The sequence below is a fragment of the Streptomyces sp. CC0208 genome, from assembly GCF_003443735.1.
Taxonomy (GTDB): Bacteria; Actinomycetota; Actinomycetes; order Streptomycetales; family Streptomycetaceae; genus Streptomyces; species Streptomyces sviceus.
In genome coordinates this window covers 4667978-4689336 of the sequence record NZ_CP031969.1, presented here as the reverse complement: position 1 = coordinate 4689336, position 21359 = coordinate 4667978, and the positions used below count along the sequence as shown (strand labels likewise).

At 71.3% G+C, this 21359-nt stretch carries 17 protein-coding genes and 3 tRNA genes; 8 read left to right on the top strand and 12 right to left on the bottom strand.

Annotated features, from left to right (window positions below):
• Nucleotides 1–33 precede the first annotated feature (33 nt).
• The 7 genes from purM to purS all read right to left on the bottom strand — a co-directional run bounded on the left by purM (nucleotide 34) and on the right by purS (nucleotide 7646).
• Entirely contained in the window at nucleotides 34–1098 is a 1065-nt protein-coding gene (purM, locus tag D1369_RS21495) for a phosphoribosylformylglycinamidine cyclo-ligase (RefSeq protein ID WP_007383082.1), read from the bottom strand.
• A gap of 45 nt (nucleotides 1099–1143) precedes the next feature.
• Nucleotides 1144–2670: an amidophosphoribosyltransferase gene (purF, locus tag D1369_RS21490; RefSeq protein WP_007383083.1), complete on the bottom strand. Its 1527-nt coding sequence runs from the start codon at nucleotides 2668–2670 to the stop codon at nucleotides 1144–1146.
• Between the two features lie 57 nt (nucleotides 2671–2727).
• Nucleotides 2728–3534, bottom strand: coding sequence for an META domain-containing protein (locus D1369_RS21485; protein WP_007383084.1), 807 nt, complete (start codon nucleotides 3532–3534; stop codon nucleotides 2728–2730).
• 31 nt (nucleotides 3535–3565) lie between these two features.
• Complete coding sequence (locus D1369_RS21480) at nucleotides 3566–4363, bottom strand: maleylpyruvate isomerase family mycothiol-dependent enzyme (RefSeq protein ID WP_007383085.1); 798 nt, start codon at nucleotides 4361–4363, stop codon at nucleotides 3566–3568.
• 87 nt (nucleotides 4364–4450) lie between these two features.
• A complete protein-coding gene (gene purL / locus D1369_RS21475; RefSeq protein ID WP_007383086.1) occupies nucleotides 4451–6709 on the bottom strand; it encodes a phosphoribosylformylglycinamidine synthase subunit PurL in 2259 nt (752 codons plus the stop codon).
• Nucleotides 6706–7386 carry a phosphoribosylformylglycinamidine synthase subunit PurQ gene (gene purQ / locus D1369_RS21470; RefSeq protein ID WP_007383087.1) on the bottom strand — a complete coding sequence of 227 codons (681 nt, stop codon included), beginning with the start codon at nucleotides 7384–7386 and terminating at the stop codon, nucleotides 6706–6708. Before purQ ends, purL begins: the two co-directional genes overlap by 4 nt.
• Nucleotides 7383–7646 (bottom strand): phosphoribosylformylglycinamidine synthase subunit PurS, encoded by a 264-nt coding sequence (gene purS, locus D1369_RS21465; RefSeq protein ID WP_007383088.1) that lies wholly within the window; start codon nucleotides 7644–7646, stop codon nucleotides 7383–7385. The genes purQ and purS overlap by 4 nt, the downstream gene beginning before the upstream one ends.
• A 269-nt stretch (nucleotides 7647–7915) precedes the next feature.
• Between purS and D1369_RS21460 the strand changes: the two genes are divergently transcribed.
• The 8 genes from D1369_RS21460 (at nucleotide 7916) to D1369_RS21425 (ending at nucleotide 12423) form a co-directional block, all read left to right on the top strand.
• Complete coding sequence (locus tag D1369_RS21460) at nucleotides 7916–8233, top strand: Lsr2 family protein (RefSeq protein WP_007383089.1); 318 nt, start codon at nucleotides 7916–7918, stop codon at nucleotides 8231–8233.
• Between the two features lie 125 nt (nucleotides 8234–8358).
• Nucleotides 8359–8430 (top strand) — tRNA-Gly (locus tag D1369_RS21455).
• 80 nt (nucleotides 8431–8510) lie between these two features.
• Nucleotides 8511–8583, top strand: a tRNA-Gly gene (locus D1369_RS21450).
• Between the two features lie 146 nt (nucleotides 8584–8729).
• Entirely contained in the window at nucleotides 8730–9668 is a 939-nt protein-coding gene (locus tag D1369_RS21445; RefSeq protein WP_037900687.1) for an ABC transporter ATP-binding protein, read from the top strand.
• Nucleotides 9665–10438 (top strand): ABC transporter permease, encoded by a 774-nt coding sequence (locus D1369_RS21440; RefSeq protein ID WP_007383091.1) that lies wholly within the window; start codon nucleotides 9665–9667, stop codon nucleotides 10436–10438. The genes D1369_RS21445 and D1369_RS21440 overlap by 4 nt, the downstream gene beginning before the upstream one ends.
• A gap of 14 nt (nucleotides 10439–10452) precedes the next feature.
• Nucleotides 10453–11670 carry a histidine kinase gene (locus tag D1369_RS21435; RefSeq protein ID WP_037903431.1) on the top strand — a complete coding sequence of 406 codons (1218 nt, stop codon included), beginning with the start codon at nucleotides 10453–10455 and terminating at the stop codon, nucleotides 11668–11670.
• A 49-nt stretch (nucleotides 11671–11719) separates the two neighbouring features.
• The gene (locus D1369_RS21430; protein ID WP_007383093.1) at nucleotides 11720–12328 is read left to right on the top strand and encodes a response regulator transcription factor; all 609 of its coding nucleotides are present in this window, start codon (nucleotides 11720–11722) and stop codon (nucleotides 12326–12328) included.
• Nucleotides 12329–12350: 22 nt separating this feature from the next.
• A tRNA-Gly gene (locus D1369_RS21425) sits at nucleotides 12351–12423 on the top strand.
• 44 nt (nucleotides 12424–12467) lie between these two features.
• Here D1369_RS21425 and D1369_RS21420 read toward each other — a convergent pair.
• The 5 genes from D1369_RS21420 to D1369_RS21400 all read right to left on the bottom strand — a co-directional run bounded on the left by D1369_RS21420 (nucleotide 12468) and on the right by D1369_RS21400 (nucleotide 21349).
• A complete protein-coding gene (locus D1369_RS21420) occupies nucleotides 12468–13367 on the bottom strand; it encodes a phosphoribosylaminoimidazolesuccinocarboxamide synthase (protein ID WP_007383094.1) in 900 nt (299 codons plus the stop codon).
• Between the two features lie 104 nt (nucleotides 13368–13471).
• The gene (locus tag D1369_RS21415) at nucleotides 13472–14983 is read right to left on the bottom strand and encodes a N,N-dimethylformamidase beta subunit family domain-containing protein (RefSeq protein WP_007383095.1); all 1512 of its coding nucleotides are present in this window, start codon (nucleotides 14981–14983) and stop codon (nucleotides 13472–13474) included.
• A 214-nt stretch (nucleotides 14984–15197) separates the two neighbouring features.
• Nucleotides 15198–17105: a hypothetical protein gene (locus D1369_RS21410; RefSeq protein WP_118082574.1), complete on the bottom strand. Its 1908-nt coding sequence runs from the start codon at nucleotides 17103–17105 to the stop codon at nucleotides 15198–15200.
• Between the two features lie 303 nt (nucleotides 17106–17408).
• On the bottom strand, nucleotides 17409–18662 hold the full coding sequence (gene purD / locus D1369_RS21405; protein ID WP_007383097.1) for a phosphoribosylamine--glycine ligase: 1254 nt from the start codon (nucleotides 18660–18662) through the stop codon (nucleotides 17409–17411).
• Nucleotides 18663–18769: 107 nt separating this feature from the next.
• Complete coding sequence (locus tag D1369_RS21400) at nucleotides 18770–21349, bottom strand: DNA polymerase III subunit gamma and tau (RefSeq protein ID WP_118082573.1); 2580 nt, start codon at nucleotides 21347–21349, stop codon at nucleotides 18770–18772.
• Between the last annotated feature and the right edge of the window lie 10 nt (nucleotides 21350–21359).

The following is a 21359-nucleotide window of genomic DNA, read 5'->3' as shown; positions in this document are numbered from 1 at the left end:
TTTGCGCTGCCTGTCGGTCTGGCGAGGCGCGGTCTAGGCGTAGTCACCGACGAGCTCGGCACCCGTGGCGTGCTCGCCGCGGTCCGTGATCTCGCCCGCGACCCAGGCCTCGACCCCGCGGTCGTCCAGGGTGGCCAGGGCGACGTCCACCGACTCCTCGGGGACGATCGCGATCATGCCTACGCCCATGTTCAGGGTCTTCTCCAGCTCCAGGCGCTCGACCTGCCCCGTCCTGCCGACGAGGTCGAAGATCGGGTCCGGGGTCCACGTGGCGCGGTCCACGATCGCGTGCAGGCCGTCGGGGATGACACGGGCCAGGTTGGCCGCGAGGCCACCGCCGGTGACGTGCGAGAAGGCGTGCACCTCGGCCGTGCTGATCAGGGCCAGGCAGTCCAGCGAGTAGATCTTGGTGGGCTCCAGGAGCTCCTCGCCGAGGGTGCGGCCGAGCTCGTCGATCCGGGCGTCCAGGTCCAGGCCCGCCTCGTTCAGGAGCACATGCCGGACGAGCGAGTACCCGTTCGAGTGAAGTCCCGAGGACGCCATGGCGATGACGGCGTCACCCTTACGGATGCGATCCGCGCCGAGCAGCCGGTCGGCCTCCACGACGCCCGTACCGGCGCCGGCGACGTCGAAGTCGTCCGGGCCCAGCAGACCCGGGTGCTCGGCCGTCTCGCCGCCCACCAGGGCACAGCCGGCGAGCACACAGCCCTCGGCGATGCCCTTGACGATCGCGGCGACCCGCTCGGGGTGGACCTTGCCGACACAGATGTAGTCGGTCATGAACAGCGGCTCGGCACCGCACACCACGATGTCGTCCATGACCATGGCGACCAGGTCGTGGCCGATGGTGTCGTAGACGCCCAGTTGGCGCGCGATGTCCACCTTGGTGCCGACGCCGTCGGTGGCGGAGGCCAGCAGGGGACGCTCGTAGCGCTTGAGGGCGGAGGCGTCGAAGAGGCCGGCGAAACCGCCGAGGCCGCCGAGGACCTCGGGGCGCTGCGTCTTCTTCACCCACTCCTTCATCAGCTCTACGGCGCGGTCGCCCGCCTCGATGTCGACGCCCGCGGCTGCGTAGCTGGCACCAGTTGTCTCAGACATGGCTAGTGAGAACCTTCGTGTCGTACTGCAGGTGGGACGGGCCGGCTAGGGGCGACGGATCGCGTCGGCGGCGGCCGTGGCGGCCGGGCCGGCGGCCAGTTCCGTCTCCAGGAGCTGCTTGCCGAGCAGCTCGGGGTCCGGGAGGTCCATCGGGTACTCGCCGTCGAAGCAGGCGCGGCAGAGGTTCGGCTTGGCGATGGTGGTCGCCTCGATCATGCCGTCGATGGAGATGTACGCCAGAGAGTCGGCGCCCAGCGAGGTGCCGATCTCGTCGATCGTCATGCCGTTGGCGATGAGCTCGGCGCGGGTGGCGAAGTCGATGCCGAAGAAGCAGGGCCACTTCACGGGGGGCGAGGAGATCCGGATGTGGACCTCGGCGGCGCCCGCCTCGCGGAGCATGCGGACCAGGGCGCGCTGGGTGTTGCCGCGCACGATCGAGTCGTCGACGACGACCAGACGCTTGCCCTTGATGACTTCCTTGAGCGGGTTCAGCTTCAGGCGGATGCCGAGCTGGCGAATGGTCTGGGAGGGCTGGATGAACGTACGGCCGACGTAGGCGTTCTTCACGAGACCCGCGCCGAAGGGGATGCCGGACGCCTCGGCGTAGCCGATGGCCGCCGGGGTGCCGGACTCCGGGGTCGCTATGACCAGGTCGGCCTCGACGGGCGCTTCCTTGGCGAGCTTGCGGCCCATCTCCACGCGGGAGAGGTACACGTTCCGGCCGGCGATGTCGGTGTCGGGGCGCGCCAGATAGACGTACTCGAAGACACAGCCCTTGGGCTTTGCTTCCGCGAATCGAGAGGTGCGCAGGCCGTTCTCGTCGATGGCGACGAACTCGCCCGGCTCGATCTCGCGGACGTAGGCGGCGCCGCAGATGTCGAGGGCGGCGGACTCGGAGGCGACCACCCAGCCGCGCTCCAGGCGGCCGAGGACCAGCGGACGGATGCCCTGCGGGTCGCGGGCGGCATAGAGGGTGTGCTCGTTCATGAAGACGAGCGAGAAGGCTCCCTGGACCTGGGGGAGGACCACGGGGGCCGCTTCCTCGATGGTCAGGGGCTTGCCGTCCTCGTCGACCTGGGCCGCGAGGAGCGCGGTGAGCAGGTCGGTGTCGTTGGTGGCGGCCACCCGGGGGCTGCGGCCCTCCTGCTTGGGGAGGTCGGCGACCATCTCGGCGAGCTGCGCCGTGTTGACCAGGTTGCCGTTGTGGCCGAGCGCGATGGAGCCGTGCCCGGTGGCACGGAACGTCGGCTGGGCGTTCTCCCACACGGAGGCGCCGGTGGTCGAGTAGCGGGCGTGACCGACCGCGATGTGACCCTGGAGCGAACCGAGAGAGGTCTCGTCGAAGACCTGGGAAACGAGCCCCATGTCCTTGAAGACGAGGATCTGGGAGCCGTTGCTGACCGCGATTCCCGCGGATTCCTGGCCCCGATGCTGGAGGGCGTAGAGCCCGAAGTAAGTGAGCTTGGCGACCTCTTCACCGGGAGCCCAGACCCCGAAGACGCCGCAGGCGTCCTGAGGACCTTTCTCGCCGGGGAGCAGATCATGACTGAGTCGACCGTCACCACGTGGCACGGCTCCGAGTGTAGGCGAGATCGACCACTGGTCCGAATTCGTGGAGAGTGGGCTTTCTTACTCCGCGTGGGCCGTAACGCTCTTCCCGGGGGCCTTGGTGATCTTCAGTGAATCGTGTTCCTGCTGGTAGGAGACCTTTCCGTCGAGGATCCCGGCGAGCTCGCGCTCGGTCTTCATCACCGGGCCCGCGCACATCATGCGCGTGGTGGCGAGGCGCCCGAACTCGATGGTGCCGGCCTTGACGGTGGCCCTGCCGTGGAAGGTGTTGCAGCCGAGGCTGCCGGTGACGGTGTCGTTCTCGGTGAGCGTGAGGTAGGCGTTCTCGCCGAGGGACCAGCGCGTGCCTTTCAGGGCGGGCGGCTTCTCCTCGCGCAGGGTGATGGTGTCGTGCTCCGGGCTGGTGAGGGTGAGGGTCCTGGCACCCGGGGGCCCGTCCAGGCGGGCCTTGAGGTCGTTGTCGAAGACCCCGACGAACTTCTCCTCGAACTCCCCCACGGCACCCGGGCAGCCGATCAGTGTCCGGGCGAGGTCGGAGACCTTCACGGTGTCGCCCTGGATGTCCACGTCGGCACCGATGCTGTTGCAGCCCACCGACCCGCCCGACTCCCCACCGCCGGTGTCCGGATCCGCGGTACCCGGCTTGAAGGTGATCCGGGCCTTCTTGAGCGCCGCCTTGCCGGGAAGGACGTAGTCCTTGCCGTCGACCGTGACCTTCCTCGGCACCCAGGGGGTGTCCGCGAGGGTGTCCGCGAAGGTGGCGACGTCCTTGGGTCCGGTCCCCACCGATTCCGTGCCACAGGCGGCCAGGACGGTGGTCCCGGCCAGGGCTGCGGCCGCGTACTTGGCGTATGTCGTCCGCTTCATGGCTCTTTGACGCACGAGCCCCGTGAAGGGTTCAGCCCATCAGCGGGAGCAGCCCGTCCAGGTCCGCCCGCTCCCCGCTCGCGCTCACCTTCGCCGCGTCGAGCGCGTCCTTCCAGCCGAGCCGGCCGGTGGCGAGCCGGATCCAGGTCAGCGGGTCGGTCTCGACGACGTTCGGCGGGGTCCCCCGGGTGTGCTTGGGCCCCTCGACGCACTGCACGACGGCGTACGGCGGGATCCGCACCTCGGTCGAGCCGCCGGGCGCCTTGGCGGCGAGGGCGTCGGCGAGGAGCCGGGTGCAGGCGGCGAGGGCCTGGCGGTCGTGGGGGATGTCGAGGCCGGGCACGGCGGCGTTGAGGTCGTCGGTGTGGACGACGAGTTCGACGGTCCGGGTGACCAGGTAGTCGGCGAGGGGCATCGCGCCTGCGTTGGTCTCCAGGAGCCGCGTGCCGGGGTGGGCGTCCAGCAGCTCGGCCAGGGTCCGGTCGATGTCGCCGAGGTAGGCGTCGAGGTCGGGGTGGCGCTCGGCGAGGCCCCGGGTGAACTCGGCGATGGCCGCGGAACTGGCGGCGGTGGCGAAGGGCCAGTCGAGGACCGTGGCGTCCTGCCGTGCGGGTGCGGGCCGGTCCAGGCCCCGATGGACCGCCGTGACCGCCATTCCGATGTGCGCGACCAGCTCGCGTACGGTCCACTCCCCAAGCCGCGTGGGCAGCGCCAACTGCTCGGGGGTCAGCGTGCGTACGGCCTCTCGTACGTTTCCGAGCTGGGCCTGCACGGCCTTGCGGATCTTGACGGGGTCGTAGGTGCGGGCGCGCTTCCTGGCCGTGGGCATGACGGTGAGCCTAGTCCGGCACCCCCATGACGAAGGCCCCGCCCGTCACGACGACGGGCGGGGCCTTCCGGGTCGTACGACTGCCGGCTACTTGAGCAGCGCCGGGATCGTCTCCTCGTGAGCGGTCCGCAGTTCCTCGAGGGACAGCTCGAACTCGCCCTGGAGCTCGACCGAGTCGCCGTCGACGACACCGATGCGGGTGGCGGGCAGGCCCCGCGCGCCGCACATGTCGTTGAACCGGAGCTCCTCGGAGCGCGGGACCGCCACCACCGCGCGGCCGGCCGACTCCGAGAACAGCAGCGTGAACGCGTCCAGACCGTCCGGGACGATCAGGCGGGCGCCCTTGCCGCCGAGCAGTGCCGACTCCACGACCGCCTGGATCAGACCGCCGTCGGAAAGGTCGTGCGCGGAGTCGATCATGCCGTCGCGGGAGGCGGAGATCAGGATCTCGGCGAGCAGCCGCTCGCGCTCCAGGTCGACCTTGGGCGGCAGACCGCCGAGGTGGTCGTGGACGACCTGGGACCAGGCCGAGCCGCCGAACTCCTCACGCGTGTCGCCGAGGAGGTACAGCAGCTGGCCCTCCTCCTGGAAGGCGACCGGCGTGCGACGGGCCACGTCGTCGATGACGCCGAGGACCGCGACCACCGGGGTCGGGTGGATGGCGACCTCGCCGGTCTGGTTGTACAGCGAGACGTTGCCGCCGGTGACCGGGGTGCCCAACTGCTGGCAGGCGTCGGCCAGTCCGCGGATGGCCTCCGCGAACTGCCACATGACGGCCGGGTCCTCGGGCGAGCCGAAGTTCAGGCAGTCGGACACCGCGAGGGGCTTGGCGCCGGTCGTCGCCACGTTCCGGTAGGCCTCCGAGAGCGCCAGCTGCGCGCCCGCGTAGGGGTCCAGCTTCGCGTAACGGCCGTTGCCGTCCGTCGCGATGGCCACACCCAGGCCGGTCGTCTCGTCGATGCGGATCATGCCGGAGTCCTCCGGCTGGGCCAGCACCGTGTTGCCCTGCACGAAGTGGTCGTACTGCGAGGTGATCCACTTCTTGGATGCCTGGTTGGGAGAGCTCACCAGCTGGAGGACCTGCTGCCTGAGCTCTTCCGACGTCCCGGGCCGGGGCAGTTTGTTGGCGTCGTCGGCCTGGAGCTCGTCCTGCCAGGAGGGGCGGGCGTACGGGCGCTCGTAGACCGGGCCGTCGTGCGCGACCGTGCGCGGGTCGACGTCGACGATCTTGCCGCCGTGCCAGTAGATCTCCAGCCGGTCGCCGTCGGTGACCTCACCGATGACGGTGGCGATGACGTCCCACTTGTCGCAGATCTCCAGGAACCGGTCGACCTTCTCCGGCTCCACGACCGCGCACATGCGCTCCTGCGACTCGCTCATGAGGATTTCCTCGGGCGAGAGCGTGGAGTCGCGCAGCGGTACGTCGTCCAGGGTCACGCGCATGCCGCCGGAGCCGTTGGAGGCGAGCTCGGAGGTGGCGCAGGACAGACCGGCCGCGCCGAGGTCCTGGATGCCGACGACCAGCTTCTCCTTGAAGGCCTCCAGGGTGCACTCGATGAGGAGCTTCTCCTGGAAGGGGTCGCCGACCTGCACGGCGGGACGCTTCGAGGGCTTGGCGTCGTCGAAGGTCTCGGACGCGAGGATCGACGCGCCGCCGATGCCGTCGCCGCCGGTACGGGCCCCGTACAGGATGACCTTGTTGCCGGCGCCGGACGCCTTCGCGAGGTGGATGTCCTCGTGCCGCATCACACCGATGGCACCGGCGTTGACCAGCGGGTTGCCCTGGTAGCAGGCGTCGAAGACGACCTCGCCGCCGATGTTGGGCAGCCCGAGGCAGTTGCCGTAGCCGCCGATGCCCGCCACCACGCCCGGCAGCACCCGCTTGGTGTCCGGGTGGTCGGCCGCGCCGAAGCGCAGCGGGTCGACCACGGCCACCGGCCGCGCGCCCATCGCGATGATGTCGCGGACGATGCCGCCGACCCCGGTGGCCGCGCCCTGGTAGGGCTCGACGTAGGAGGGGTGGTTGTGCGACTCGACCTTGAAGGTCACGGCGTAGCCCTGGCCGACGTCCACCACGCCCGCGTTCTCACCGATGCCGACGAGAAGAGCGTCCGACTGGGGAGCCTTCTCGCCGAACTGGCGCAGGTGCACCTTCGACGACTTGTACGAGCAGTGCTCGGACCACATGACCGAGTACATGGCGAGCTCGGCACCGGTGGGCCGGCGGCCGAGGATCTCGACGACCCTTTCGTACTCGTCCTTCTTCAGGCCGAGTTCGGCCCAGGGCAGCTCGACGTCGGGGGTCGCGGCCGCGTGCTCGACCGTGTCCAGAGGCGTCCGGCTCATGCGTTGACCAGCTTCTTGAGGATCGACGTGAAGAACGGGAGCCCGTCGGTACGGCCCGTACCGATCAGCGGCTCGGTGGCGTGCTCCGGGTGCGGCATGAGGCCTACGACGTTGCCGGCCTCGTTGGTGATGCCGGCGATGTCGCGGAGCGAGCCGTTGGGGTTGACGTCCAGGTAGCGGAAGGCGACCCGCCCCTCGGCCTCCAGCTTGTCCAGCGTGTACTCGTCGGCGACGTACCGGCCGTCCATGTTCTTCAGCGGGATGTGGATCTCCTGGCCGGACGTGTAGTCGACGGTCCAGGCGGTGTCCGCGTTCTCCACCCGCAGCTTCTGGTCGCGGCAGATGAAGTGGAGGTGGTCGTTGCCGAGCATCCCGCCCGGGAGGAGGTGGGCCTCGGTGAGGATCTGGAAGCCGTTGCAGATTCCGAGGACCGGAAGTCCTGCCTTGGCCTGCTCGATGACCGTCTCCATCACCGGCGAGAAGCGGGAGATGGCGCCGGCCCGCAGATAGTCGCCGTAGGAGAAACCACCGGGGAGGACGACCGCGTCGACCTGGTGGAGGTCCTTGTCCTTGTGCCAGAGGGCGACCGGTTCGGCGCCCGCGAGGCGGATCGCGCGCTGGGTGTCCCGGTCGTCGAGGCTGCCGGGGAAAGTGACGACGCCAATACGAGCGGTCACTTCGCGGCCTCCGCGACTTCCTCCACCTTGACGGTGAAGTCCTCGATCACGGTGTTGGCGAGGAAGGATTCCGCAAGATCGTGGATGCGGGCGAGCGCGGCCTCGTCGACCGGGCCGTCAACTTCCAGTTCGAATCGCTTTCCCTGACGTACGTCGGAGATGCCGTCGAAACCCAGACGCGGCAGTGCACGCTGCACCGCCTGGCCCTGGGGGTCGAGGATCTCCGGCTTGAGCATGACGTCGACTACGACGCGTGCCACTGGCACTCCCGGTGGTGTGGTGCTGAGCAGGTTCCTTCAGACTACCCGCACAAAATTTCTACGCGCGTTGAGTTGTAGGAATCTACGTGACGGCCATCACGACGCAGGGCGGGCGCGGCTGTTCGCGAAAATTTCCTGGAAAGATCTCAGATCGACACCCGATACCTATTGCGCTCGGACACGCGGAAGGATTTAGTCGAGCTTCACAATGCATTGTCGGGCACTGTACAAATGAATTGACAGCGTGCCGTACGAAGGGACCGATATTCGTGGCGCAGAAGGTCGTGGTCACTCTCTTTGACGACATCGACGGCTCGGAAGCGGCGGAAACGATCGCCTTCGGACTCGACGGCAAGTCGTACGAGATCGACCTGAATCAAGCCAATGCCAAGAAACTGCGTAAGGCGCTCGAGCCGTACGTGGAGGCCGGCCGCAAGCGGTCCAGGTCGGGCAAGGCGTACAAGCAGACCGAGGTCGCTCCCGACCCGGCGGCGGTCCGGGCCTGGGCCCAGGCCAACAAGATGGACGTCCCCGCCCGCGGACGGATCCCCAAGAAGGTCTACGAGGCGTTCGCCGAGGCCCGCTGAGGGCCTGTCGACGCCGGGTCACCCGCCCCTCGGGGCAACCGACTTGCGTTGCACCCCACCTGGTCAGCTAGAGTCTGGAGCACGCCGAGGGGCGAGGCCGAAAAGGCCCAGCTCACGGAGTACAAGCGGGTGTAGTTCAGTAGTAGAACATCCCCCTTCCAGGGGGAAGGCGCAGTGTGCAATTCCTGTCACCCGCTCTGCACCGCCGGTCCTGCCACAGTTGTGGATCAGGTAGGCTGGTGCCCGCGCCGATCGGTGAGAGCCGGTCGGATGCAATGCGGACGTAGCTCAGTTGGTAGAGCGCAACCTTGCCAAGGTTGAGGTCGCGAGTTCGAGCCTCGTCGTCCGCTCTGAATCAGGCCCTCCGGTTTCTGCCGGGGGGCTTTTTCATGTCCATGGCTCCCGCCCGGTGGCCGAGCGGTCGTCTGACATTTGTCATACGGAGTGGTGACAGCGCGCACTGCTGTCGCCTCCGGTCCGCCGGGACGCTGGTTTCATGAACACCGACGAACACGAACACGTGATTGAGGTCACCGGCCTACGGCGTGTGTACGGGGGCGGGTTCGAGGCGGTGCGGGGGATCAGCTTCTCCGTGGCCCGCGGAGAGGTATTCGCCCTGCTCGGCACCAACGGCGCCGGCAAGACCTCCACCGTCGAACTCCTCGAGGGGCTCGCCCGGCCGACCGACGGGCGGATCCGCGTCCTCGGACACGATCCGTACACCGAGCGGGCCGCCGTCCGCCCGCGGACCGGGGTCATGCTCCAGGAGGGCGGCTTCCCCTCCGAGCTGACCGTCGACGAAACCGCGCGGATGTGGGCCGGCTGCGTCAGCGGGGCCCGGCCGCCGCTGGAGGTGCTGGAACTCGTCGGGCTCGCCCGGCGGGCCGGCGTACGGGTCAAGCAGTTGTCCGGGGGCGAGCGGCGGCGCCTGGACCTGGCGCTCGCGCTGCTCGGCGACCCCGAGGTGCTGTTCCTCGACGAGCCGACGACCGGCCTCGACGCCGAAGGGCGCCGGGACACCTGGGAGTTGGTGCGGGCTCTGCGCGACCGCGGGACGACCGTGCTGCTCACCACCCATTACCTGGAGGAGGCCGAGGGTCTCGCCGGCCGGCTGGCGATCCTCCACGAGGGGCGGATCGCGGCCACCGGGACACCGGCCGAGGTGACCGCCGCCCAGCCCTCTCGGATCTCGTTCGAGCTGCCGGAGGGGTACTTCGTGGGGGATCTGCCGCCGCTCGGAGAGCTCGGGGTGTGCGGGCACGAGGTCGACGGGAGGGTCGTACGGCTGCGGACGCACGCGTTGCAGCGGTCGGCCACCGGGCTGCTGACCTGGGCCGAGCGGGCCGGGGTGGAACTGCGGCGGCTCGATGTGCGGTCCGCCTCGCTGGAGGAGGCGTTCCTCGGGATCGCGGCGCGCGAGGAGGTCGCGGCATGAGCACACTCACCACTCCCGCCGGGCGGCTGGGCGCGCTCGCCCGGGCCGAGTTCACGCTGCTCGGGCGGAGCAAGGCCACGCTCCTCACGGCCGTACTGGTACCGCTCGCGCTGCCGTTCAGCCTGCGGTCCGTCGTGGACGACATGGACGTCGAGAAGGCCGGGCTGAGCATCGGCACAGTGCTGCTGCCGGCCGCGATCGGCTTCGCCCTGCTGTTCGGTGTGTACAGCGCTCTCGTCGCGGTCTTCACCGCCCGGCGCGAGGAGCTGGTACTGAAGCGGCTACGCACCGGGGAACTGGGGGACGTCGAAATCCTCTGCGGGACCGCGCTGCCGATCGGCGCGACCGGGCTCGTGCAGTCCCTGGTGCTGATCGCCGGGAGCACGGCGCTGCTCGACCTTCCGGCCCCGCACGCGCCCTATCTCGCCGTCCTCGGGCTGCTGTTGGGCCTGGTGATGTGCGCGGCGCTCGCGGCCCTGACGGCGGCCGTGACCCGGACCGTGGAGAGCGCGCAGGTCACCTCACTGCCGTTCGTGCTGCTCTCGATGGCCCTCTCGGGCGTCACCGTGCCCCTGGAACTGCTGCCCGACCGGCTCGCGTCGGTGTGCGAACTGCTGCCCCTGTCCCCCGTGATCACCCTGGTCCGCGGCGGCTGGACGGGCACGCTCTCCCTGTACGAGGCACTGGGCGCCCTGGCGACCGCGGTGGCCTGGACCGTGCCGGCCGTGTTTGCTGTAGGCCGGTGGTTCCGGTGGGAGCCGAGGCGCTGACGTACGGGGAGAGCATGCGCGAGGCAGGGGGCTGGTGGCGGCGGAAGAGCACTCCGGCGAAGGTGGAGACGTACACACGCTGGTCGTTCCACTTCTTCGCGCTGATCTACGTCGTCTCGATCGGCCTGCCGGTCTTCGGGCAGGTGACGGGACCGCTCGCGCTCTGGCTGGTGCTGCTGGTGTGCGTGCATGCCGTGATGTGTGCGGTGACCGCGTCGCGGGCGCTCGACTGGACGCGAGGGCGGCGCGAACAGCCGGTGCGGACGCTGTGGGCGCTCGGCGCGGTCACTCTCGCCATCGCCGTCGCGGTGATCGGCATCGGCGAGCGGGCTCCGCACGACGACGGTCTCGGCACGGCGGTGAGCGCGGTCTTCGTGGGCGTGCTGACCTTCGCGGCCGGTATCGGCGCGCTCGGCGTCCGCAGGCGACGGCGCGTGTTGGCGCTCGTGGGCGGCTTCGCCGCGGGCGCCGCACTCGGCGGCTTCCCCCTCGGATACGCCGTCCCGGAGTCCCTGGTCACCGGCATGGTGGTGCTGGTCGCCGCCGGATTCCTCGCCTTCACCTCCGTCTTGTCCGTCTGGCTCCTGAACACCGTCTACGAACTCGACGAGGCCCGCGAGACCCGCTCCCGGCTCGCCGTAGCCGAGGAACGGCTGCGGTTCGGGCGGGACCTGCACGACGTCATGGGGCGGAACCTTGCCGTGATCGCGCTGAAGAGCGAACTGGCCGTGCAGCTGGCCCGTCGGGGACGCGACGAGGCCGTGGACCAGATGACCGAGGTGCAGCGGATCGCCCAGGAGACACAGCGCGAGGTGCGGGATGTCGTACGGGGCTACCGGGAGGCCGATCTCGGGATCGAACTCACGGGAGCGCGAGGGGTGTTGACCGCCGCCGGCATCGACTGCGAGGTCACCGGCGAGCCGGGCGGGCTGCCCGCCGAGGTGCAGTCGGCGCTCGGCTGGGTGGTCCGGGAGGCCACCACGAACGTACTGCGGCACGGGGACGCCAAGCGGTGCACGGTGGCCGTGTCGATTGAGGAGGAGCGGGTGGTGCTGACCGTGGAGAACGACGGGATGCTGAGGTCGTCGGGCGGTGCCGGCGGGTCCGGGCTCGCCGGGCTGCGGGAGCGGCTCGCGGCGGTGGCCGGAACGCTGGAGGCGGGGCCCGCGCGGGACGGTGTGTTCCGGCTGGTGGCGGAGGTGCCGCTGGTGGCAGCGGAGGGGGTTTCATGAAGGGGCGCGGGGTCGTGACCGTATGTGTCGGGTCGCCGGAGGTGGTCGCGTGACCGTGCGCTTGCTGCTCGCCGATGACGAGCATCTGATCCGGGGCGCGCTCGCCGCGCTGCTCTCCCTGGAGGACGACCTGGCGGTCGTCGCGGAGGCGGCCACCGGCCCCGAGGCGCTGGCGATGGCCCGGGCGCACGGACCGGACGTCGCCGTACTGGATCTCCAGATGCCCGGCGCGGACGGTGTGAAGGTCGCCACATCCCTGCGGACCGAGCTGCCCTCGTGCAAGGTGCTGATCGTCACCAGTCATGGGCGCCCTGGGCATCTCAGACGGGCCCTGGAGGCCGGCGTGCGGGGGTTCGTCCCGAAGACCGTGAGCGCGCAGCGGCTCGCGGAGATCATCCGCACGGTGCACGCGGGAAACCGTTACGTGGACCCCGAGTTGGCCGCCGACGCGATCTCCGCCGGGGACTCCCCGCTGACCGTGCGGGAGGCCGAGGTCCTGGAACTCGCCGCCGACGGGGCACCCGTCGCCGAGATCGCCGAACGGGCCGCGCTGTCCCAGGGGACCGTACGGAACTATCTGTCGTCGGCCGTCTCCAAGCTCGGGGCCGAGAACCGTCACGCGGCGGTGCGGCTCGCACGGGAGCGAGGTTGGGTATAGTGGTTCTCGCGCCACGGCGCATGCGAACGTAGCTCAGTTGGTAGAGCGCAACCTTGCCAAGGTTGAGGTCGCGAGTTCGAACCTCGTCGTTCGCTCCGTTTCGGCAAAGGCCCCCGGTTCTCACCGGGGGCCTTTCGCGTTACGACCAGCTCGTGCCCGTCAGGCGCTCGTACGCCTCGATGTACTTGGCGCGGGTGCGGTCCACGACCTCCTGCGGCAGCGGCGGCGGAGGCTGCTCGCTCTTCCTGTCCCAGCCGGACTCCGCCGAGGTCAGCCAGTCGCGCACGAACTGCTTGTCGTACGACGGCTGCGCGTGCCCCGGCTCCCACTGCTCGGCCGGCCAGAAGCGGGAGGAGTCCGGGGTGAGGACCTCGTCCGCGATGACGAGGGTCTCCCCGTCGAAGCCGAACTCGAACTTGGTGTCCGCGAGGATGATCCCGCGGTCCCGGGCGATGTCCCGGCCCCGCGAGTAGACGGCGAGGGTCGCCTGGCGCAGCTGGGCCGCGGTGTCGGCGCCGACCTGGCGGGCGACCTCCTCGTAGGAGACGTTCTCGTCGTGCTCGCCGACGGCTGCCTTGGTGGCCGGGGTGAAGATCGGGGCGGGCAGCTCGCTGCCGTCCACCAGGCCCTCCGGGAGAGCGAGGCCGCAGACCGTGCGGGACTCGTTGTACTCCAGCAGCCCGGAGCCGGTGAGGTAACCGCGGGCGACGGCTTCCACCGGGACCATCCGGAGCGACTTGCAGACCAGGGTGCGGCCCGCCCAGTCGGCGGGGGCGCCTTCCGGCACGTCCGTGCTCAGGACGTGGTTCGGCAGCAGGTCGGCGATCTGGTCGAACCACCACAGTGACAGCTGGGTGAGGACGCGGCCCTTGTCGGGGATCTCGGTCGGCAGCACCCAGTCGAAGGCGGAGATACGGTCACTGGCGATCATCACGAGGTCGCCCGCCTCGTTCTGGTACAGCTCGCGCACCTTGCCGGTGTGCAGGTGCACCAGGCCCGGAACCTGGAGCGGCTCGGGCTTTTCTACGAATCCGGACACGGTTCCTCCCCGTGGCTATGTCCAACGGGTCGATTGTCCCGTATACCGGGCTGACCTTGGACTTGGGGTGTGCTGCGGGTGCTTTGCCGGTGACTTGCGTGGGCTCAGTCACGCTTGCAGATGCGGTCCAGGAGATTGGCGGTGGCGCGCTGGACACGGGGGTCGACATGGCCCGGGCGGTCCAGCGCCGGGGACCAGGCGAAGGTGCCGGCGGCGAAGACCAGGGCGCCGGAGGGGGCGCGGTACAGGGAGGTCTCCTGGTGGCGCAGCGCGCCCTCGCTGTCGGCGTACGGCGAGTGGGCGAGCAGGATGCGGTCGTCGTGCTCGGGGAGCGGGGTGCGCGGGAAGTAGCGGTCGGCCTCGCCCGCGACCAGGCCGGCGATCTCGTCGCCCTCGTGCGCGCCGGTCGCGTCCCACAGCCAGTGCTCGGCGTTGCGGACGATCAGGGGATGCGGCTCGGGCACCCTTCCCGCGTACTGGATGCCGACCACCTGCTGCTCGGGGCGGTCGACCTCGCGCCAGAGCGCCGGTTTTCCCGGCCCCCTGCGTTTTCGGCAGGTGAGCAGGCGGTCGGGGACGCCGGACGGCGAGGGGGCCAACTCGACCTGCCAGTACATGGTGTTGGCGGACAGGAAGACCAGGGAGGTGCCGCTGTCCCGGGCGCGCTCGACCGTGCGGCGCATGGCCGTCGACCAGTACTCGTCGTGGCCGGGGAAGACCAGGCCCCGGTACCGGGTGAGGTCGAGCCGGCCGCCGTGCAGGTCGCGGGCGTCGGCGTAGGCGAGGTCGTAGCCGTAGCGCTCGGCGAAGCGGATGAAGTCGTAGGCGTGGCCCACGTGCATCGGCAGGCCCGCGCCAGCGTACGGCCGGTCGAAGGAGACCGTGGTCGCGGCGTCGGACTCGCCGAGGAGCCGGCCCGCTTCGTCCCAGGCGTGGTAGAGGCTGGCGCCGGTGCGGCCGTCCTCCGGGTAGAGGTTGTACGCCTGCCAGGTCACGTCGGGCAGCAGGAGCAGCAGGTCCGCGGGGTGGTCGTCGCGGACCGTGAAGGGAATGTGGGAGCGGTAGCCGTCGGCGGTGGTGAGGACGGCGACATACGCCCCGATGCTCCAGTACGAGGGGATCTGGAGTCGCCAGGACAGCCACCAGTGGTGGCAGGAGACCGTGCGGTCCGCGGTCAGCGGCGGGGGCTGGACGATGCCGGAGAGGCGGGGGCTGGTGGTGACCTTCGCCGCGCCGTCGCCGCTGTAGTGGCCGATGCGGTAGATGTCGACGCCGAACTCCTGCGGCGGGTCGACGGTGATGTGGAAGTCGACTGCCTCGCCGGGGGCCACCGCGCCGGTCGAGGTGAAGCCCTTGATCTGGCGGCGGACGTCGTCGGCGGAGCGGGGGCCGCCGCCGGAGCTGCGGGGGGAGGGGACGCGGACGCGCGGGGCGCCCTCCTTCGGGGTGTGGGCGGGGTCCGTCTCGACGTACCAGGGGACCACCTGACCGGTGTCGCCGAAGTACGTCTCGCTGCCGCGCAGCCAGGGGACGGGGCCCTGGCCGAAGGGGTCCGTCACGGCGTGCGCGAGTGCTCCCGACTCCCAGCGGCGGATCTGCTCCGGTCCTGGCCCCATGGTCGCTCCCCTCCCCAGTGCCCCCGTCGTTCGTCCTGCGCGGTGCCTGTGCGCGCGGGTGGTCTCGCCGCGTGTCGTGCACGTGTCGTGCGCCTGTCCTATGGCGCGTGCCCTTGCCATGTGCGCGATCGGCCCCCAGCACATCACATTCCGCGCGCGGACTGTCACTATTCGTCGCGGATTGGCCGAAAGTGGAAGAGGGCATTCCGTCTTGTCAGACGAGGCGGACCGGCTTCTCGGGGCGTATCCCCGACTTGACCAGCCAGGCACGCAGAGGGACCGGGTCGCCGTCCTCCACGAGGCTCAGGACGCGGGGGGCGAGGTCCGCGGCGCGCTCGCCGTTGATGAGGAGGGAAGGGCCGTCCAGCCAGTCCAGGCCGGGGGTGGCGCCGGCGGTGTCGATCGCGGCACAGCAGACCATCGCGGTGACGTGGTCGGTGAGAAGCTCCCGGGCGCTGCGAGGGGGCTGCAGCGGGAAGAGGGGCAGGGCGGTGTCGTCCCAGGGGGCGATGTCGGGGGCGGTACGGGAGTGGGGGGCGGCGGCTTCCTCCCGAGCGAGCTCGGCGCTGAGCGCTGCGGCGAGGGTTTCGGCTTCGGGGCCTGTGGTGCCCGGTGTGGCTTCGGGGTGAGATTCGTCGGCGGTGGGGGCGGGTGGGCCCTGGGGGGTGGGTGAGCCATGGGGGGTGGGCGAGCCCTGGGGGGTGGGCGAGCCCTGGGGGCTGGGGGCCTCGGGTGCGGGCTCGGGGTCGACCGTCGAGGACTGTGACGTCGAGGACGGTGACATCGGGTCGGCTGAACCGTCGGCGGCCGAAGACTCTGGTGTGGGGCCCGTCGGCGGGGGTGTGGACAGGTGGGTCAGGACTCGGGAGAGGGTCGGGGCGTCGGATTCCGGTGGGGTGGTTTCCGGGGGGCGGCGCACGCCCTGGGCGTCGAGGACGCGGTGGAGGCGGGCCGCGTCCAGGCGCCACTTACGGTCCACGACCTCTTCCGGGTACTCCTGCCAGTCCACCGGGGACCAGTCCGGGCCGGTCTCCGCGGGCCCGCCGTGGAAGAGGCGGGCGGCGAGCAGAGAGGCGGCCTCGTCGATCGCGCCGGGCTCTTCGAGCAGGTCGCAGGCGGGGCGCTCGCCCAGCCGGGAGGCGAAGCCCTCGGCCAGGCGGTCACGGCGGGACAGTTCGGTGAGGGCGGCCACCACACCCGCGTCCAGACGGGAGGGCCAGCGCCCCATCCGCCAGGCGGGGAGCGCGACCCGGGTCAACAGCCGGTCCCAGCCCGCGTACGCCAGGCCCACCTGCTCCTGGGCCACGATCCTGAGGCCGTAGTCCACAGCCTGTGCACGCTCGGCGGCCGCGGCGGCGACCCCGCGCTCCATCTGGGTCGCGTGCTCCCGGCAGCCGCGCAGAAGGAGGCGGGCCACCCAGGCGACGCCCGCGCACAGCACACGGGTGAGCGGGCAGCGGCCGGGAACGGAGCCGACGGCGACCGCCGCGTCCAGACCCCGTACGAAACGGCGGGCCGCGGCTATGTCGGGGTGGGCCGAGGGGCCCGTACCGGCGACGACCGGGGCGAGGACCGCGCGCAGTTCGCCGACGCGCATCCACCACAGGAACGGCGAGCCGATGACCAGCACCGGCGCGGCCGGGACACCGCGGTGGGAGCCGCGGACGCCCGCGATCTCGTCCTCCCGGCCTGTCTGCGGGGGCGGCCCGTGGGCGGGGTGGGTGCGGTCCTCCAGCCAGCTGTCGCAGTCAGGGGTGAGCGCTATGGCGGAGGGGGCGGGGACGTCCAGGCGGTCGGCGAGGTCGCGCACCATGCGGTACAGGTCGGGCGCGGACTCCTCGGCGATCGCGACGGTCGGACTGACGGCCGGGCGGGCGCGGGCGACGACCAGGGCGACGGCCCCGGCAGCCAGCAGCACCACGGCCCCGAGAACGCTCATGACCAACCGGGCGGTGTCCCAGAACCCGCCCACGAGATGATCGGTGGACCCTCCGGCGAGCAGCACCACGGCCACGGCCGCGGGCAGCAGCGCCACGGCCAGCGCACGGCTGCGGATCCGCAGCACGGCGAGGGCCCGGGAGCGCGCGGCCTGCGCGCCCACCTCCACACCGATACCGGTCATGACCGGACCTCACCCCCTCGCTGCCGTCCTGCATGCCCAGCTGTCCTGGCGTTGCTCACTCCCCCACTGTGGCACCCACCACTGACACCGCAATGCCGGTGGGCCAAGTGCCGGACTGCTTGCGCGGCACCCTAGTTGGGGCCCGGGTCCCCGTCAGCCGTATGCGGCCCCGGTCACTCGATGGAATGGCTTTGGGGAAAGGTGGATGACGTACAGCAACGATCAGGCCCCGAATCCTTAGACGGATCCGGGGCCTGCCGGGTTGTTCGGGGGGCGGGGATCTCGCCCCGGTTCTCGGGCTTCTCAGGCCCCGGACGCCACCTTCGCCGCGATGTCCGTCCGGTGCTGGGAACCGTCGAGCCGGATACGGCCCACGGCTCGGTACGCGCGCTCGCGGGCCTCGGTGAGGTCCTTGCCGGACGCGGTGACCGACAGGACGCGCCCGCCGGCGCTGACGACGGCGTCACCGTCCCGCCTGGTGCCGGCGTGCAGGACGTACGCGTGCGGAGCGTCCTGCTCGGCCACCTCGTCGAGGCCGGTGATCGGGTCACCGGTGCGCGGGGTGGCGGGGTAGTTGTGCGAGGCGACGACCACGGTGACCGCGGCGTCCTCGCTCCAGCGCAGGGGCGGCAGGTCCGCGAGGTTGCCGCTCGCGGCGGCGAGCAGGACACCGGCCAGCGGGGTCTTGAGGCGGTTCAGGACGACCTGGGTCTCGGGGTCGCCGAAGCGGGCGTTGAACTCGATGACCCGCACACCCCGGGAGGTGATCGCGAGACCGGCGTACAGCAGACCGGAGAAGGGGGTGCCGCGGCGGCGCATCTCGTCGACCGTCGGCTGCAGAACCGTCTGCATGACCTCGTCCACCAGCTTCGGGTCGGCCCAGGGCAGCGGGGAGTACGCGCCCATGCCGCCGGTGTTCGGGCCCTCGTCGCCGTCGAGGGCGCGCTTGAAGTCCTGGGCGGGCTGCAGCGGGAGGACGGTGTCGCCGTCGGTGATGGCGAAGAGGGAGACCTCGGGGCCGTCGAGGAACTCCTCGATGACGACCCGCTCGCAGGCGTTCGCGTGGGCCGTCGCGGCCTCGATGTCGCTGGTCACGACGACGCCCTTGCCCGCGGCGAGACCGTCGTCCTTGACGACGTACGGGGCGCCGAAGGCGTCGAGGGCCTCGGCGACCTCCTCGGGGGTCGTGCAGACGTAGGAGCGGGCGGTCGGCACTTCGGCCGCGGCCATGACCTCCTTGGCGAAGGCCTTGGAGCCCTCGAGCTGCGCGGCCTCCCCGGACGGGCCGAAGACCGGGATGCCCACCTCGCGCACGGCGTCGGCGACTCCCGCGACGAGCGGGGCCTCCGGGCCCACGACGACCAGGTCGACGCCGAGTCGCTCGGCGAGCGCGGCCACCGCCTCGCCGTCGAGGGCGTCGACCGGGTGCAGCTCGGCGACCTCGGCGATGCCGGCGTTGCCGGGTGCGCAGTGCAGTGCGCTGACGTCGGGGTCGAGGGACAGGGAGCGGCACAGGGCGTGTTCGCGGGCGCCGTTACCGATGACGAGGACCTTCACGAGGGTCAGCCTAACGGGGTTTTTGTGCGGGCTTCCTAAGGGGTGGAGGCCGAGGAGCCGTAGGTTCCTCCAAGCCGAGGGGCCTTGCCCGCTCCTCCACCGGCCCCCTACTCGTTCGTGATCTCCTCCACCACGGTCGCCCCGAGCTCCCGCACGATCAGTTCGCGACCCGAGAGGGCCGACTCGTTGAGGTCGGGGTCGTCGTCCTCGGGGATGTCGTCCTCGATGGAGACGGGCGGTGGTTCCGGCGCGGACCGCTGTGGGGCGGGGGCCGGTGCGGGGGCGACCGTCGACGTGGGCCGGGACGCCGGGGCGGAGGGCGACTGGGCGGACGGCGGGGTCTGGGGGGCCGGGGCGCCGTAGCCTGCCGTGTTCCCGGTGCCGTAACCGCCGCCGGCGTTACCCCCTCCCCCGTAGCCACCGCCGGCGCTGCCGCTGCCACCGCCGGTGAAGCCACCGGAGGCCGGGGGTGCCGCGCCGCCGCCCGAGGGGTCGACGACGGCCTCGATCTTCCACTGCACGCTGAACTGCTCGGAGAGCGCCTGGCGCAGCACCTCCTCGCTGCCGCTGCTCGCGAAGTTGTCGCGGGCTCCGGCGTTGACGAAGCCGAGCTGGAGGGTGGTGCCGTCGAAGCCGGCCACGTGGGCGTTCTGGCTGAGCAGGATCCAGGTGAAGCGGCGGCGGTTCTTGACCGCTTCCAGGATGTTGGGCCAGAGCTGACGGGGGTCGAGGCCACCGGCCGGTGGCGCGTAGGCGGCCGGACCGGGTGCGGAGGCCGAGAACGCCGCGGGAGCGGGCTGGGCCGGTGCCGGGGCGGCCGCGGGTCGGTGCGCCGCGGGCGCCTGAGGCTGGCCGCCGCCGGCCGGGGACGGGGTGGGCCACCCACCGGGACGCCGGCCGCCACCGGCGGGAGCGGCGGCGGGCCAGGCGCCGGGGGCCGGGGCGGACGCTGAGGCCGGAGATTGGCTGGGTGGTGGGCCGGCCGGAGCGCCGGGTGCCTGGACCGCGGGAGAGGACGGGCCGTCGGGGCCGGGAGCAGGGGCGGGCCCGGGGGCGGGGGCTGTCGGTACGGCGGGGGGCGCCGAGTCGGCCGTAGCGCCGGGGAAGCCGCCGGGGCCGCCCGCTCCACCGGGGAAGCCGCCCGATCCATCTGCTCCACCGGGGATGCCGCCACCCTGCGTGCCGCCGCCGGGAAGGCTCCCGCCCGGGATGCCGGTGCCGGGGATGCCGGTGCCGGGGATGCCGCTGCCGGGCCCTGAGCCGCCAGGCGTGCCCGCTGCTCCTGCGGCCCGGACCGCCGCCCGAGCCGCGGCCGGACCGCCACCGGGCGGAACCGGAGCCTGTGGCTGTGGCTGTGGCTGTGGCTGTGGCTGAGGCTGTACGGCACTCGATGGCGGGACGGCGGCCGATGGCGGGACGGCACCTGATGACGGGACGGCGGCCGCGAAGGGGCCCGGAGCGGCTCCTCCGTGCGCCTGTGGCCCCGGCACGTACCCCATCGCGGGGGCGCCACCCCCGGCCGAGAAGTCAACGCCCCGCTCGATGCGGTCGAGGCGGGCCATGACCGAGCGCTCGTCCCCGTAGGCCGCAGGGAGCAGCACGCGCGCGCAGATGAGTTCCAGCTGGAGACGGGGCGAGTTGGCGCCGCGCATCTCCGTCAGGCCTTGGTTGACGAGGTCGGCGGCCCGGCTGAGTTCGGCGGGGCCGAAGGTGCCGGCCTGGGCCTGCATGCGCTCGATGACGTCGGCGGGGGCGTCGATGAGCCCCTTCTCGGCGGCGTCGGGAACGGCGGCGAGGATGACCAGGTCCCGCAGCCGCTCCAGCAGGTCGGTGACGAAACGGCGCGGGTCGTTGCCGCCCTCGATGACACGGTCGACGACCTCGAAGGCGGCGGCGCCGTCACCGGTGGCGAAGGCCTCGACGACGGAGTCGAGCAGGGAGCCGTCGGTGTAACCGAGGAGGGAGGTGGCCATGGCATACGTCACACCCTCCTCCCGCGCTCCGGCGAGCAGCTGGTCCATGACGGACATGGAGTCACGCACGGAGCCCTGGCCGGCCCGCACGACGAGGGGGAGGACGCCCTCCTCGACGGGGATGTTCTCCTTGCCGCACACCTCGCCGAGGTACTCCCGCAGGGTGCCGGGGGGTACGAGCCGGAAGGGGTAGTGATGGGTCCGCGACCGGATCGTCCCGATGACCTTCTCGGGCTCGGTGGTGGCGAAGATGAACTTGAGGTGCTCCGGAGGCTCCTCGACGACCTTCAGCAGCGCGTTGAATCCGGCCGACGTGACCATGTGGGCCTCGTCGATGATGTAGATCTTGTAACGGCTGCTCGCCGGGCCGAAGAAGGCCTTCTCCCGCAGCTCACGGGCGTCGTCCACACCACCGTGGGAGGCTGCGTCGATCTCGATGACGTCGATGGACCCCGGGCCGTTCCTGGCCAGGTCCTGGCAGGACTGGCAGGTGCCGCACGGGGTCGGCGTGGGCCCCTGCTCGCAGTTCAGGCACCTGGCGAGGATGCGTGCGCTGGTCGTCTTGCCGCATCCGCGCGGACCGCTGAACAGGTACGCGTGATTGACCCGGTTGTTCCGCAGCGCCTGCTGCAGCGGGTCGGTGACATGCTCCTGCCCGATGACCTCGGCGAAGGACTCCGGGCGGTAGCGGCGGTACAACGCGAGAGACGACACGCATACGAGG